The following is a 13,919-nucleotide window of genomic DNA, read 5'->3' as shown; positions in this document are numbered from 1 at the left end:
CGGAATGTCCCAGTCCGCCCAAAAAGCAGCCAATCTTTCGCTGGACAGCAACCTTGTGTCCGAAGCCCGCGAGCTGAAGATAAACGTATCGCGGGCGGCCGAAGAAGGCATAACAAAGGCGATCAAGGCCGAGCGCGAACGCCTTTGGCGGCTGGAGAATGCCGAGGCAATCCGGCTTGAAAATGAATATATCGAGAAACACGGTTTGCCACTCGCCAAGTATCGCCAGTTCTGATGGCGCGTTTTCGTGCTTACAAAATGGCATCCAGCAAACTGCTGGTGCTCGACCTTCAGGCGGACCTTTTGGATGATCTCAAGACTCGCGTCATAGTCCCGCTATATCCGGTCGCGGAGCTTTCGTGGTCGATGCCACGTCTTAACCCGCGTTTTGCAATCCGTGGCGAACTGCACGTGATGGCGACGCAAAGAATGGCCGCCGTGCCGGCCCAGGATCTCGGCGAACTGGTTGCTGACCTTTCCGCGTATCGCGACGAGATTCTCGCCGCGACGGACTTTTTATTTCAGGGCTTCTGAGTTCAGAGTACGCAGCGGTGATTTCTTAGGTCTACCGCATCTGAACACATTCCCGCCAACAAACCCGCCAATCATTAAAACCTTAATAAATCCTGCAAATGCTTTGAAATCTCGCTCGTGCAAGGTGATTGCAGGTGATGGGTTCGTGCGCCAACGCGGCGACAGCTCAAGGGCATGACGCCAATCTTCACTGCCTGAGCCCGTAACGTGTCCTTCCCACCTGCGAGACGCTTCATGAGCAGCATTTCTTACAATCAGTCGGCGGCCTCTGCGCTGTTATTGCTGACCGGCTCCGCCAAGGCGCTGGAGCGCAACACGATCCAGGTGGCAACCGGGCGCAACGTCAATACCGCATCCGACAACGCCGCCTATTGGTCGATCGCCACCTCGATGCGTTCGACGGGCATGTCGCTTTCGGCAGTCGAGGACGCATCGGGCCTTGCAGCCGCGGTGACGGATACGGCGTCGCTCGGCATGGAGGCTGCGACCGGTCTCGTTTCCGAGATCAAGGCAAAACTTATCCTGGCGCGCTCGCCGGGCGTGGACCGCGACGCCATCAATGCGGAGATCGGCCAACTCAAGGATCAGCTGGGCATGGTCGCCGAATCGTCGTCCTTCAACGGCGAGAACTGGCTGAGTTCCGCCGGGAAGCCGGGCGTCAAGTCGCTGCCGGCATCCTCATCGACAGGCCCCGACGGCACTACGGCCCTCGATACGATCGATTTCGATACCGCCTCGACGACGCTAGTCGGCAGCGGTGACGCCGCCGATGGCCTTCTGACCAAGGCCTATTCGGGCACCACCGACAACGGCACCGCCTACGAATATTACCTGCTCGACACGGGATCGCAGGGCTCGGCGACCGCCAGCGAAATCAAGATTTCCAACTCGACCACCGAAGACGAGTTGGACGGCATGATCTCGGCCACCGACAGCATGCTTTCGAGCCTCACCTCCGCCGGCGCCAAGCTCGGCTCCACCTCGAGCCGCATCGGTGCCAATACGGAATTCCTCTCCAAGCTGCAGAATGCGATCGACCGCGGCGTCGGGCGCCTCATCGATGCCAACATGGAAGAGAGCGCCGTAAAGCTCGCCGCCACGAAGGTGCAGCAGCAGCTCCAGACGATCGGCCTCAGCATCGTCAACGAGCAGTCGAAGCGCATTCTCGACCTCTTCCGCTGATACCTCCCCGATATCCGGCCCTTGGGTATGCTCGGGGGCCGGATGTTTCGTTCGCTCGCGGGATAAGACCTAGTGGCGGCTCGCATGCAGTGGACGCGGCATGTCGGAATGGGTGATCCAGACGCGGCCGTCGAACGCCACTTCGCCGTGATCGAGCTTGCTGCTGGCGATGCTTTCGATAAGGCCTAGCTCGGAGCAGACGTCGCCGATCCTGCCGTCGTTGACGACGCAGACGGCCTGGCATGTGCCACCGTCGCGCATCACCAGAACGGTGTGGTGGCTGTTTCGCAGGATCTTGTTGGGCAACGTCACGAGCGTCATGCTCTTCTCCCTGCTGTATCCGGGTTACGGCTGGTGCGCCTGGAGAGGAGGCTCGGCCAATATGGTCAACAAATGGTTAACGGAGCGGGATCGGATACGGAGTTTGCTCCGGTAACCGGGCCACGCCTTGCCCGAAGCAGGTCAGGTGACCGGCTTGGTCTTGGCGGTGTCCGAAACCTCGCGCAACGGTGCGCGGCTCAACTCGTTGCCGGCGGCGATCGCCTTGCGCAAAAGCCGCAGCAGTTCGTCGCCCTCATCTGCCGACAGCCCGCGCAGCATGAGTTCCTGCGCCGCCTCGACCACCGGCGCGACGCCGCTCAAGGTCTTGCGCCCCTCGTCGGTGATCTGCAATTCGCGGGCGCGCCTGTCCCTGGTGCTGGCATTGCGCACGAGCAAGCCTTTCTGCACCAGTCGGTCTACCACCCCGGTAATCGTCGTCCGGTCGTAGGCGATCAGCCCCGCAAGCCTTACCTGATCGATCCCAGGATTGGTGCTGAGCGCCTCGAGCGCCGCGTATTGTACGGGTGTCAGGTCGTAGCCGGCTTGCTCGACCTCGGCATGGAAGACCGCCACGGCGATCTGCTGAAACCGGCGGGCGAGATGCCCCGGCATGTCATCGTTGTCTTTCACCAAACTCTCCAAAACCATCGCAAGTTTGACACGTATACTGATAATCAGCATACTGATCAATATTGGATCCGTCGAATCCATTTCAGCGGACGCCCATCAAGAAACATGCGGAGGAAACTGGTTCCATGCAATTCCATCTGAATGGGTTCGAGCCCGGCGACCCGGAAATCTTTCACCCGGAGGATCGACAGAGCACGCCAGTCGACAAAGGACCGCTTCCCGCCGAAGTCGATGTCCTGATCGTCGGCTGCGGTCCGGCAGGCCTGACGCTCGCGGCGCAGCTCTCCGCCTTTCCCGATATCAGGACCTGCATCGTCGACCAGAGATCCGGCCCCCTGCTGCGCGGCCAGGCGGACGGCATCGCCTGCCGCACAATGGAGATGTTCCACGCCTTCGGTTTTGCCGAGCGGGTGCTCCAGGAATCCTACTGGGTCAACGAGACCTCGTTCTGGAAGCCGGACGACGCAAAACGCGAAAACATCGTCCGCAGCGGCAGGATCGACGATACCGAGGATGGGCTTTCCGAATTCCCGCATGTCATCCTCAACCAGGCGCGGGTTCAGGATTTCTTCCTCGACGTCATGCGCAAATCGCCGACCCGGCTCGAGCCGCATTATTCGCGGCGCCTGATCGACGTCGAAACAGACCCGGCTACTTCGGATTATCCGGTGACCGCGAGGCTGGAGCGTCTTGATCCCTCCCACGAAGGTGAGATCGAGACCGTCAAGGCGCGCTACGTCGTCGGCTGCGATGGCGCGCGCAGCACAGTGCGCAAATCGATCGGGCGGGCGCTGCATGGCGATTCCGCCAATCACGCCTGGGGCGTCATGGACGTGCTGGCCGTTACCGATTTTCCCGACATTCGCCTGAAGGCATTGATCCAGTCCGCGGGCGAAGGCAGCATCGTGCTGATCCCGCGCGAAGGCGGCTACATGGTCCGCATCTATGTCGAGTTGGACAAGCTCAACGAGAACGAGCGGGTCGCGAGCCGGAACATCACCGTCGACAAGCTGATCGCGGCCGTGCAGCGCATCCTGCATCCCTACACATTCGAGGTGAAGGAGGTCGCCTGGTGGTCGGTCTACGAGATCGGGCAACGGCTGACCGACAAGTTCGACGACGTGGCCGAAGACGCGATCGGAGAGCGTCTGCCCCATGTCTTCATCGCCGGCGACGCCTGCCATACCCACAGCCCGAAAGCCGGCCAGGGCATGAACGTCTCGATGCAGGACGGATTCAACCTCGGCTGGAAACTGGCGGCCGTCCTGCAGGGGCGGAGCGGGCCGGAGCTGCTGCACAGCTATTCCGCCGAACGCCAGACCATCGCCAAGGAACTGATCGATTTCGACCGAGAATGGTCGGCCATGCTGAGCGCGCCGCTGAAATCCCCCGACCATCCGGATGGCGAGGGCGTCGAACCGGCGGAAGTCCAGAAATATTTCGTTCGGTCGGGACGTTATACGGCGGGCACGGCGACCCGCTACACGCCGTCGGTGCTCACTGGCGAAGCCACCTATCAGCATCTCGCCAAGGGGCTGACGATCGGCACGCGGTTCCATTCGGCGCCGGCGATCCGCCTGGCCGATGCCAAGCCTACGCAACTCGGCCATGCCGCGAAGGCGGATGGCCGCTGGCGCATCTATGCCTTTGCCGGAGCGGAGGATCGTGCAGCCCCCTCTTCTCGACTGCGGGCGCTTTGCGACTTCCTGGCGGACTCCCCCGCCTCGCCGGTGAAGAGACATACGCCGGCCGGCCAGGACATCGACTCGGTGATCGATTTCCGCGCTGTCTTCCAGCAGGCGCATCGCACGCTCACCGTCGAGACCATGCCGACTTTCCTTCTGCCCCGGAAGGGCCGCTACGGGCTCTGCGACTACGAAAAGATGTTCTGCCCCGACCTCAAGAGCGGCCAGGACATTTTCGACATGCGCGGCATCGACAGGCAGCACGGCTGCATGGTCATCGTCCGGCCGGACCAGTATGTCGCCCATGTGCTGCCGCTCGACGGATTTGCCGAGCTGTCGGTGTTCTTCGATGGCTTCATGCTTCGACAGAGCCAGGCAGTTTTATAGGCGGACCGGCGGGTTGAACTAACCTGCGCCCTCACGGCGTCATTTCGATTGACGGCCAATTTGTACAACTGTACAAATTGGCAAAACAATTGACTATGGATTTTGATGCGCCCGAACTTGAGGGAAGCCTTGCTCAGAAACGCCGTGACCCTGTTTTCCCGCAGCGGCTACAATGCGGTGTCGCTACGGGATATCGCCAAGGCGTCCGGAGCCAATGTCGGCAGCCTGACCTATCATTTTGGCTCGAAGGCAAAATTGCTGCACGAGGTTTACGAGCGCCACACGGTGCCGATGAACGCCCGCCGCCGCGAGCTGCTGGGCGAGGCCCTGCGGATCAGCGATGCGGATCAGCGGCTGATGGCGATCCTGCGCGCCTATGTCGTGCCGGCCTTCGTTTCCTCCTCGGAGGGCGATGGCGGCGGTGCCGAATTCACCCGCATGCGGGCGGTCCTGTCAGCAGAAGGAAACCCCGATGCCCAGGCGATCATCGCCGACGCATTCGACGAGACGAGCCGCGCCTTCATCAAGGCCTTAGCCGATTGCGTACCCGGTGCGCCATTGAGCGGGCTCGTCTGGCGCAGCCAGTTCCTGCTCGGCTCGCTCTATTACGCCCTGATCAATCCGGACCGCGTGACGCGTCTTTCGGGCGGTACGGTCGATGGAAACGATCGGGAAGCCGCCGTCGATCAACTCGTCGAGGCAAGTTATGCGAGCTTTCGAAGCCTCGGCGCCGAAATCAGGCAATCCGCAGCAATCTGAAATACGCATGGGAGGAGAAATGAACGAACATCGCCAGGAGAGCGGTCACGGGATAGCAACCGCGCGGCGGAAACCGAACTTCATACTGCCTGTCAATAGCTGCGACGCGCATTGCCACGTGTTCGGCCCGGGCGCCGTGTTCCCTTATGCCCCCAATCGCAGTTATACGCCGGAGGATGCGCCGAAAGAGGTGCTGGCGAGGCTCCACGAGCGGCTTGGCATCGACCGCGCCGTCATCGTCCAGGCGAGCTGCCACGGGACCGACAACCGCGCCATGCTCGACGCGATCGCCTGGCGGCCGGATCGCTACCGCGGCGTCGCCATCGTCGACGATAGCTTTGACGACCGCGCCTACCAGGCACTCCACAACGGCGGCGTGCGGGGCGTCCGGTTCAATTTCGTCCGCCATCTCGGCGGGGCACCGGACTTGGACGTCTTCAACCGGGTGATCGACCGCATCAAGGGACGCGGCTGGCATGTGGTGCTGCATCTCGACGCGAGCGACATCGTTCCGCTTTCCGACATGATCGCCCGCCTGCCGGTCCCCTTCGTCATCGATCACATGGGGCGCGTCGACACCAGCCTCGGCACCGACCAGAGGGCGTTCCAGACGCTGCTGGAGCTGGTGCGGCGGGAAAACTGCTGGATCAAGGTCTGCGGGTCGGAGCGGATCTCCCGCTTTCCGTTCGATACGGCGGTGCCTTTTGCCAAGGCGCTGCTGGCGGCAAGCCCCGACCGGAGCCTGTGGGGCACGGACTTCCCGCATCCGAACCTCAAGGAACCCGTCGACGAGGCCGACCTCGTGGATCTCGTGCCGAGGTTTGCGCTGACGGAAGAGGATCGGCGGCGGCTGCTCGTCGACAATCCCGCACGTTTATACGGTTTCGCCGCCTGAGCGGCCTTTAGAGGAGGAGGAGAGAATGAATTACAAAACTATGGGGAGATCGGCGGGCCGGTTCCGACAGCCGGCGCGATGGATGAAATCTCTGGCTGTCGCCCTGACCCTGATGCTGCCGACCGGCGCCATGGCGCAGGACGCCTACCCGTCGAGGGACATCACCCTGGTTCTGCCGTTCGGCCCCGGTGGGATTGCCGACATCACGGCCCGCCTGGTCGCCGAGTCGCTCGGCAAGAAGCTCGGGAAACAGATCGTCATCATGAACCAGCCGGGTGCGGGCGGCTCCGTCGCGGCACGGGCGGCGCTGAACGCCCCGGCGGACGGCTACACGCTCGCCCTGCTTTCGAACGGAACCGCGATCAGCGTACCGCTCTTCAAAAACCTGCAATTCGATCCGGTCGCCGATTTCGTGCCGGTATCGAGCCTTGCCTATTTCGATTTCGTGTTCGTCACTAAGGCGGACGGCAAATTCAAGTCCCTCAAGAATGTGCTGGAAGCCGCCAAGGCCAAGCCGGGTGCGCTGAACGTCGGCACGATCAACGTCGGCAGCAGCCAGAACCTGGCAGCCGAACTCTTCAAGTCGGCTTCCGGGATCGATTTCACCATCGTCCCTTACAAAGCCACGCCCGATCTTCAGGTCGCCCTGCTGGGCGGCGAGCTCGACTTGATCGTCGACAGCCAGACGGCGCTGAAGGCTGCCCTGCAGCAGAACCAAGCGACCGCTATCGCCTCATCCGGCCCGGCGCGCTCCAGTCTCTCGCCGAACGTCCCGACCGCCGCGGAAGAAGGCGTCAAGGGCTTCGACGTGACCTCCTGGAACGCCATCTTCGCGCCGAAGGGCACGCCGCCGGAAGCGGTGAAGAAGCTGAACGCCACGCTGGTCGAAGTCCTGGCCGACCCTGCCCTCAAGAAGCGGTTCGCGGATCTCGGCGTCGAAGCCCGATCCAGCACCCCGGAGGAAATCGGCAACCGCCTGAAGGCCGACATCCAGAAATGGTCGGACGTGATCCAGAAGGCGGGTATTCCGAAACAATAACGCTCGACTGGTCCCGGAGCCGATCCGGGACTAATCCCCGCCTGCCTTGGGAGCCGCCCAGGGCATCGGCCGGCGATTGAGGAAGGCCTCGATGCCGGCGCGCCCTTCGGCGCTTTCCCAACGGTCGGCGAGCAGGCCGGTGCTGTAGCCGATCGGATCTTCGGTCGCCTGGCGGGCGAGACTTTGCACAAGGCTCTTGGCGCTGGCGACGGCACCGGGAGCGCAATCGAGGAAAGCCGAGACCTCCTCTTCGACCGCCGCATCAAGTTCAGAGGCTAGGCGGACAACAGAAACCAGGCCGATTTCGCGGGCAGTGATTGTATCGAAGCGGCGGGCGTTGAGGAACAAGCGGCGGGCATGGCCTTCGCCGATCCGGCGCACGACATAGGGTCCGATGGTGGCGGGGATCAGGCCGAGCCGCGTTTCGGTGAGCGCAAACCCGGCGCTGTCAGCCGCGACCACGATGTCGCAGACGGCCATCAGGCCGATACCGCCGCCGAAGGCATTGCCCTGCACCCGGCCGATCAGCGGTTTCGGCAGGTCGTCGAGTGCCTTCAGCATAAGAGCAAGTTCCGTCGCCCCCTCGATCTTGCCGGCACGATCCCTCGCCGCCTGATCGCGCATCCATTGCAGATCGCCGCCGGCGCAGAATGTGATGCCGGCGGATGCGAGAACCACGACGCGCACCGCATCGTCGGCTGCGAGCTTGCCGGCCGCGTCGGCCAGATCGGCGATCATCCGTGCGTTCATGGCATTGTGCTTTTCGGACCGGGCGAGCGTCAGTGTCACCACCCCGCGGAGATCCCGTTCCAGCGTTAGCGTGTCGTAAGCGCCCATCAGCGTGCTCCCCTCAGGCTGCGGGCAAAAGCCTCTGCCTCGGTCAGCCGGTCGCGGTCGATGCGGGTTTCGAACCCCAGCGCATGCAGATGATCGACCGTCTTGCCAGTCGCGACATTGCCCTCCGCTCCCGGCGCATAAGGGCAGCCGCCAAGGCCGCCGGCGGCGGCATCGAAAACGCGCAGGCCTTTTTCGAGCGAAACGGCGATGTTGTCGAGCGCCCTGCCGTTCGTATCGTGAAAATGCCCGGCGAGATGTGCCGCTGGCAGGTGCTTCAAGACCGCATCGAGCATGGCTGCGACCCGATCCGGGGTGCCTGTGCCGATCGTATCGGCCAGCGCCACCTCGCTGCAACCCAGCGCATGAAGCTCCGTTGCCACCCGCGCCACCTGGGCCGGCGGCGTCGGACCATCGAAGGGACAGTCGACGGCGCAGGAGACGTAAGCGCGGACGGGTATCCCATCGCGGCGGGCGCTATCGATCAGCGGGGCGAACCGCTGAAAACTCTCGGCGATGCTGCAATTGATGTTGCGATGGCTGAAACCTTCCGACGCCGAGGCGAAGACGGCAGCCTCATCCGCCTTGGCCGAAACGGCGGCTGCATAACCCCGCATGTTCGGCGTCAGCACCGTATAGAGCGTGCCCGGCCGGCGGGTAATGCCGGCCATGACCTCGGCGCCATCGGCCATCTGCGGTACCCAGTCGGCACGCACGAAGCTCGTCACTTCGATCTTTTCGAAACCGCAGGCCGAAAGCAGGTCGACCAGCCGGATCTTGTCGGCGGTGGAAATGAGCCGCTTCTCGTTCTGCAGGCCGTCTCGCGGCCCCATTTCGTGGATACGGACGAAATCAGCCATCCTTCGGCTCCCCAGCTTCGGGCTCCGGCTCAAGGATCAGCAGCACCGCGCCTTCGATCACCTGTTCGCCCTGCGACACGAGGACGTCGGCAAGCGTCCCGTCGCGCGGGGCGGCAAGCGTCAACTCCATCTTCATGGCTTCCATGACGACAAGAGCCTCGCCCTTTGTGACAGAGGCTCCCGGCGTGGCACGTAGGAGTTTGACGAGGCCCGGCATGGGGGCAGCGATGCGATCGCTGCCGGCGGCAATCTCATCCTCGCCGGCAAGGGGATCGATAAGGCCGAAGTGCCAGCTTTCGCCATCGCCGAAGATCGTCAGGTCACGATGGCCAGGCACGAGATGAAACCGGCGCTTACGGCCGTCGACCTCCAGGAGATAGGTATCTTCGCCCAGACGAGAAAGGCCGAAATCGACCTGTCTGCCGTCGACCGCGGCCGCATAGACGCCCTCCACGGTCGATCGGAACGAGATCGGCACATGCTGGCCGCGGTAATCCAGTTCGACGAAATCGGACGCTTCCGACCATAACCGGAATCCGGACAAGCGGCCCCAGGGATCGCTGACGGTCTTCGGCTCGAGTGCGCCGGAAAGCTTCAAGGCGGCCAGCGCCATTGTCTCGCGAGCCGGGGCCTGACCGGTCGTCAATTCGGCCAGATGCCGGTCGATGAGACCTGTCTCCGGCCGGCCTTCGGCGAAATCAGGCAGGATCGTTAGCCGGCGAAGGAACGATGCATTGGTGGTGACGCCGGTGGCGCGAACCTCGGCAAGGGCGGACGACAGCAGCGACAGCGCCGTCTGGCGATCCGGCCCGCGGGTGATGATCTTGGCGATCATCGGATCGTAGAAGGGAGAGATGCGGTCGCCGGTGCGCACGCCGCTGTCCACCCGCGCCAGTTCCTCCGGCAGGTCCAGATGCGCAAGCCTGCCGGTGGCGGGCAGAAAACCCCGCTCGGCATCCTCCGCATAAAGCCGCGCCTCGAAGGCCCAACCGCTGATGAAAAGTTCGTCCTGCAGCCGAGGCAGAGGCTCGCCGGACGCGACGCGAAGCTGCCATTCGACGAGATCGACGCCGGTGATCGCCTCGGTCACCGGATGCTCCACCTGCAGGCGGGTGTTCATTTCCATGAACCAGAAGCGGTCGGCCTTCAGCCCATCGGAGGCATCGGCGATGAACTCGATCGTGCCGGCACCGGAATAGGAAATCGCCATCGCCGCCTTGACCGCCGCCTCGCCCATGGCAAGGCGCATGTCCTCCGGCATGCCGGGAGCCGGCGCTTCCTCGATGACTTTCTGGTGGCGGCGCTGCAGCGAGCAGTCGCGCTCGAACAGGTGCACAACATTGCCGTGGTCGTCGCCAAAGACCTGGATCTCGATATGGCGCGGATGGGCGATGTATTTCTCGATCAGGCAGGTGGGATCGCCGAATGCGGCGGATGCTTCGCGCTGCGCCGAGGCCAAGGCTTCCTTGAATGCGAAGACCTCCTCGACACGCCGCATGCCCTTGCCGCCGCCGCCGGCGCGTGCCTTGATCAGCACCGGGAAGCCGATCCGCTCTGCCTCACCCAAGAGTAAGTCCGGATTCTGCTCGGCGCCGTGATAACCCGGGACGACAGGCACGCCTGCCTTTTCCATCAGCGCCTTGGCGGCGTCCTTGAGGCCCATGGCGCGGATGGCATCGGATGACGGGCCGATGAAGCGGATGCCGGCGGATGTTACCGCGTCGGCGAAATCGGGGTTCTCCGAGAGGAAGCCATAGCCGGGATGGATTGCGTCGGCACCAGTGCGCAGCGCCGCGTCGATGACCGCGTCACCACGGAGATAACTTTCGGCGGCGGGAGACGGCCCGATATGGATCGCCTCTCCCGCAAGTGACACATGCAGGGCATCCCGGTCGGCGTCGGAATAGACGGCGACGGTCGCAACACCCAGGCGGTGGCAGGTGCGGATAATGCGGCAGGCGATCTCGCCACGATTGGCTATGAGGACCTTGCGGATCATGACGCGTCCCTCACATCCGGAACACGCCGAAGCGTGTTTCTTCGATCGGTGCATTCAACGCGGCGGAGAGGCTCAAAGCCAGCACCTGGCGTGTCCTGGCAGGGTGGATGATGCCGTCGTCCCAGAGGCGGGCGGACGCATAAAGCGGGTGGCTCTGTTCCTCGAACTGGTCGAGCACCGGTTGTTTGAACGCCATTTCCTCGTCCGTGCTCCACGTCTTGCCACCGCGCTCGATCGCCTCGCGCCGGACAGTGGCCAACACGCCGGCGGCTTGCGGGCCGCCCATCACCGAAATCCGGCTGTTCGGCCAGGTCCACAGAAAACGCGGCGAATAGGCCCGGCCGGCCATGCCGTAATTGCCGGCACCGAACGAACCGCCAAGCAGGATCGTGACCTTGGGCACGGACGTGGTCGCAACCGCCGTCACCAGCTTGGCGCCGTGCTTGGCGATGCCCTCCGCCTCGTATCTGCGACCGACCATGAAGCCGGTGATGTTCTGCAGGAAGACCAGCGGGATCTTTCGCTGCGAGCAGAGCTCGATGAAATGGGCGCCCTTCTGGGCGCTTTCGGAAAACAGCACGCCATTGTTGGCGACGATGCCGACCGGGACCCCGAAGACATGCGCGAAGCCGCAGACCAGCGTCATGCCGAACCGCGCCTTGAACTCGTCGAACCGCGAGCCGTCCACCACGCGGGCGATAACTTCACGGATGTCGTAGGGCGTGCTCAGAGAGGACGGTACGATGGAAGCGATTTCTTCCGGATCGTAGAGCGGATCTTCGGGCGTCGCCAGCATCACGCTATCCGGCTTGCGGGTGTTGAGCCCCGCGACGGCGCGGCGGACCAGCGCGAGCGCATGGGCGTCGTCGCGGGCGAGATGATCCGCCACGCCGGAGAGGCGGGTGTGCACATCGCCGCCGCCCAGATCCTCGGCCGAGACTTCCTCACCCGTCGCAGCCTTTACCAGCGGTGGACCGGCGAGGAAGATCGTTCCCTGGTCCTTGACGATGATCGCCTCGTCGGACATCGCCGGCACATAGGCGCCGCCTGCGGTGCAGGAGCCCATCACCGCGGCGATCTGGGCGATGCCCTTCGCCGACATGCGGGCCTGATTGAAGAAGATGCGGCCGAAATGATCGCGGTCGGGAAACACCTCGTCCTGGTTCGGCAGGTTGGCGCCGCCGGAATCGACCAGATAGACGCAAGGCAGCCGGTTCTCCTCGGCGATCTCCTGGGCGCGCAGGTGTTTCTTGACCGTCATCGGGTAATAGGTGCCGCCTTTGACGGTGGCGTCGTTGGCGACGATCATCACCTCGCGGCCCTCGACCCGGCCGATGCCGGTGACGATGCCGGCCGCCGGGCTCGCCCCGCCGTAAAGCCCATGCGCAGCGGTGGCGCCGATTTCGAGAAAGGGCGAACCGTGATCCAGCAGCCGAGCGATCCGCTCGCGCGGAAGGAGCTTGCCGCGCTTCACATGCCGCGCCCGCGCTTCCTCGCCACCGCCGGCTTCGGCGAGCGCGACGGCCGCCTCGACCTCGGCAAGCTTTGCCTGCATCGCGGCGCGGTTCGCTTCGGCGGCTTCGCTCCTCAGATTGACCGCAGACCGGATGACAGCCATCAGGCGGTTTCCTTGAAGAGTTCGCGGCCGATCAGCATGCGGCGGATTTCAGACGTACCGGCGCCGATCTCCATCAGCTTGGCGTCGCGCAGCAACCGGCCAGTCGGATTGTCGTTGATATAACCGTTGCCGCCGAGGATCTGGATCGCCTGCAGCGCCTGCTGGGTCGCCTGTTCGGAGGCGTAGAGGCAGCAGGCAGCGGCATCCTGGCGTGTCACGGCGCCGCGATCGCAGGCGGCGGCCACCGCATAGACATAGGCACGGGCGGAATTCATCGCCGTGTACATGTCGGCGACCTTGGCCTGGATCAGCTGGAACTCGCCGATCGGCTGGCCGAACTGCTTTCGCTCGTGGACATAGGGCATGACCACGTCGAGGCAGGCATGCATGATGCCGATGCCAATCGCCGAAAGCACGACGCGCTCGTAGTCGAGCCCCGACATCAGCACGCGCACGCCGCCACCTTCGGCGCCCATGACGTTTTCGGCCGGCACTTCGCAATCCTCGAACACCAGTTCGCAGGTGTTGGAGCCGCGCATGCCGAGTTTGTCGAGCTTCTGGGCGGTCGTAAACCCTTTGAAACCTTTTTCGACCAGGAAGGCGGTGATGCCTTTGGAGGCGGCGGCCGGATCGGTCTTGGCATAGACCACCAGCACATCGGCATCCGGACCGTTGGTGATCCACATCTTGGTTCCGTTGAGCACGTAGCGATCGCCGCGCTTTTCGGCGCGGAGTTTCATCGACACGACGTCGGAACCGGCGCCGGGCTCGGACATGGCGAGCGCGCCGACATGCTCTCCCGAGCAGAGTTTCGGCAGGTAACGCGCCTTTTGGTCCGCATTGCCGTTGCGGTTGATCTGGTTGACGCAGAGGTTGGAATGGGCGCCGTAGCTGAGCGACGTGGAGGCCGAGGCACGAGCCAGCTCCTCGACGGCGACCACATGAGCGAGATAACCGAGGCCCGTGCCGCCGAATTCCGGGGCAGCGGTGAGGCCGAGCAGGCCGAGCGAACCCAGTTCAGGCCAGAGATCTCGGGCAAATTCGTTGCTGCGGTCGATTTCGTCGGCGCGAGGCTTGAGTTTTTCCTGCGCGAAACGGTGGACCGTCTCACGAACAGCGTCGACCTCCTCGCCGAGCGCAAAATTCATGCTTGCGTGGAACACCCTGCATCCTCCC

The 13,919-nt window shown here is 63.6% G+C and carries 14 protein-coding genes; 7 read left to right on the top strand and 7 right to left on the bottom strand.

Annotated elements, in window-relative coordinates:
* Nucleotides 1-4: 4 nt before the first annotated feature.
* The 3 genes from ACZ9IU_RS01620 to ACZ9IU_RS01610 all read left to right on the top strand — a co-directional run bounded on the left by ACZ9IU_RS01620 (nucleotide 5) and on the right by ACZ9IU_RS01610 (nucleotide 1,716).
* Nucleotides 5-235 (top strand): type II toxin-antitoxin system CcdA family antitoxin, encoded by a 231-nt coding sequence (locus ACZ9IU_RS01620; RefSeq protein WP_038548231.1) that lies wholly within the window; start codon nucleotides 5-7, stop codon nucleotides 233-235.
* Entirely contained in the window at nucleotides 235-534 is a 300-nt protein-coding gene (locus tag ACZ9IU_RS01615) for a CcdB family protein (RefSeq protein ID WP_038548227.1), read from the top strand. Before ACZ9IU_RS01620 ends, ACZ9IU_RS01615 begins: the two co-directional genes overlap by 1 nt.
* A 234-nt stretch (nucleotides 535-768) precedes the next feature.
* The gene (locus ACZ9IU_RS01610; RefSeq protein WP_038548225.1) at nucleotides 769-1,716 is read left to right on the top strand and encodes a flagellin N-terminal helical domain-containing protein; all 948 of its coding nucleotides are present in this window, start codon (nucleotides 769-771) and stop codon (nucleotides 1,714-1,716) included.
* Nucleotides 1,717-1,785: 69 nt separating this feature from the next.
* Here the strand turns inward: ACZ9IU_RS01610 and ACZ9IU_RS01605 are convergent, their stop codons facing one another.
* Nucleotides 1,786-2,037 (bottom strand): hypothetical protein, encoded by a 252-nt coding sequence (locus ACZ9IU_RS01605; RefSeq protein WP_038548222.1) that lies wholly within the window; start codon nucleotides 2,035-2,037, stop codon nucleotides 1,786-1,788.
* A 141-nt stretch (nucleotides 2,038-2,178) separates the two neighbouring features.
* Nucleotides 2,179-2,667, bottom strand: coding sequence for a MarR family winged helix-turn-helix transcriptional regulator (locus ACZ9IU_RS01600; protein WP_038549954.1), 489 nt, complete (start codon nucleotides 2,665-2,667; stop codon nucleotides 2,179-2,181).
* Nucleotides 2,668-2,792: 125 nt separating this feature from the next.
* Here ACZ9IU_RS01600 and ACZ9IU_RS01595 point away from each other — a divergent pair, with 125 nt between their 5' ends.
* The 4 genes from ACZ9IU_RS01595 to ACZ9IU_RS01580 all read left to right on the top strand — a co-directional run bounded on the left by ACZ9IU_RS01595 (nucleotide 2,793) and on the right by ACZ9IU_RS01580 (nucleotide 7,432).
* The gene (locus tag ACZ9IU_RS01595) at nucleotides 2,793-4,739 is read left to right on the top strand and encodes an FAD-binding monooxygenase (RefSeq protein WP_038548219.1); all 1,947 of its coding nucleotides are present in this window, start codon (nucleotides 2,793-2,795) and stop codon (nucleotides 4,737-4,739) included.
* A gap of 105 nt (nucleotides 4,740-4,844) precedes the next feature.
* The gene (locus tag ACZ9IU_RS01590) at nucleotides 4,845-5,498 is read left to right on the top strand and encodes a TetR/AcrR family transcriptional regulator (RefSeq protein WP_038548217.1); all 654 of its coding nucleotides are present in this window, start codon (nucleotides 4,845-4,847) and stop codon (nucleotides 5,496-5,498) included.
* A gap of 19 nt (nucleotides 5,499-5,517) precedes the next feature.
* Entirely contained in the window at nucleotides 5,518-6,393 is an 876-nt protein-coding gene (locus ACZ9IU_RS01585; protein WP_051899988.1) for an amidohydrolase family protein, read from the top strand.
* Nucleotides 6,394-6,418: 25 nt separating this feature from the next.
* Nucleotides 6,419-7,432 carry a Bug family tripartite tricarboxylate transporter substrate binding protein gene (locus ACZ9IU_RS01580; RefSeq protein ID WP_080719253.1) on the top strand — a complete coding sequence of 338 codons (1,014 nt, stop codon included), beginning with the start codon at nucleotides 6,419-6,421 and terminating at the stop codon, nucleotides 7,430-7,432.
* A 30-nt stretch (nucleotides 7,433-7,462) separates the two neighbouring features.
* Here the strand turns inward: ACZ9IU_RS01580 and ACZ9IU_RS01575 are convergent, their stop codons facing one another.
* Genes ACZ9IU_RS01575 through ACZ9IU_RS01555 form a run of 5 tightly spaced genes read right to left on the bottom strand, consistent with a single transcriptional unit; the run spans nucleotide 7,463 to nucleotide 13,891 of the window.
* A complete protein-coding gene (locus ACZ9IU_RS01575; protein WP_038548211.1) occupies nucleotides 7,463-8,269 on the bottom strand; it encodes a crotonase/enoyl-CoA hydratase family protein in 807 nt (268 codons plus the stop codon).
* Nucleotides 8,269-9,126, bottom strand: a complete 858-nt coding sequence (locus ACZ9IU_RS01570; RefSeq protein WP_038548209.1) for a hydroxymethylglutaryl-CoA lyase — start codon at nucleotides 9,124-9,126, stop codon at nucleotides 8,269-8,271. Before ACZ9IU_RS01570 ends, ACZ9IU_RS01575 begins: the two co-directional genes overlap by 1 nt.
* Nucleotides 9,119-11,179, bottom strand: coding sequence for an acetyl/propionyl/methylcrotonyl-CoA carboxylase subunit alpha (locus tag ACZ9IU_RS01565; RefSeq protein ID WP_437179038.1), 2,061 nt, complete (start codon nucleotides 11,177-11,179; stop codon nucleotides 9,119-9,121). The genes ACZ9IU_RS01570 and ACZ9IU_RS01565 overlap by 8 nt, the downstream gene beginning before the upstream one ends.
* On the bottom strand, nucleotides 11,136-12,743 hold the full coding sequence (locus ACZ9IU_RS01560; RefSeq protein WP_038548203.1) for a carboxyl transferase domain-containing protein: 1,608 nt from the start codon (nucleotides 12,741-12,743) through the stop codon (nucleotides 11,136-11,138). Before ACZ9IU_RS01560 ends, ACZ9IU_RS01565 begins: the two co-directional genes overlap by 44 nt.
* A complete protein-coding gene (locus ACZ9IU_RS01555) occupies nucleotides 12,743-13,891 on the bottom strand; it encodes an isovaleryl-CoA dehydrogenase (RefSeq protein WP_498957794.1) in 1,149 nt (382 codons plus the stop codon). Before ACZ9IU_RS01555 ends, ACZ9IU_RS01560 begins: the two co-directional genes overlap by 1 nt.
* Nucleotides 13,892-13,919 lie beyond the last annotated feature (28 nt).

Source organism: Mesorhizobium sp. USDA 4132 (assembly GCF_056279545.1).
Note: the sequence above shows the minus strand (reverse complement) of the source record. Positions and strands in the feature narration are given on the sequence as shown.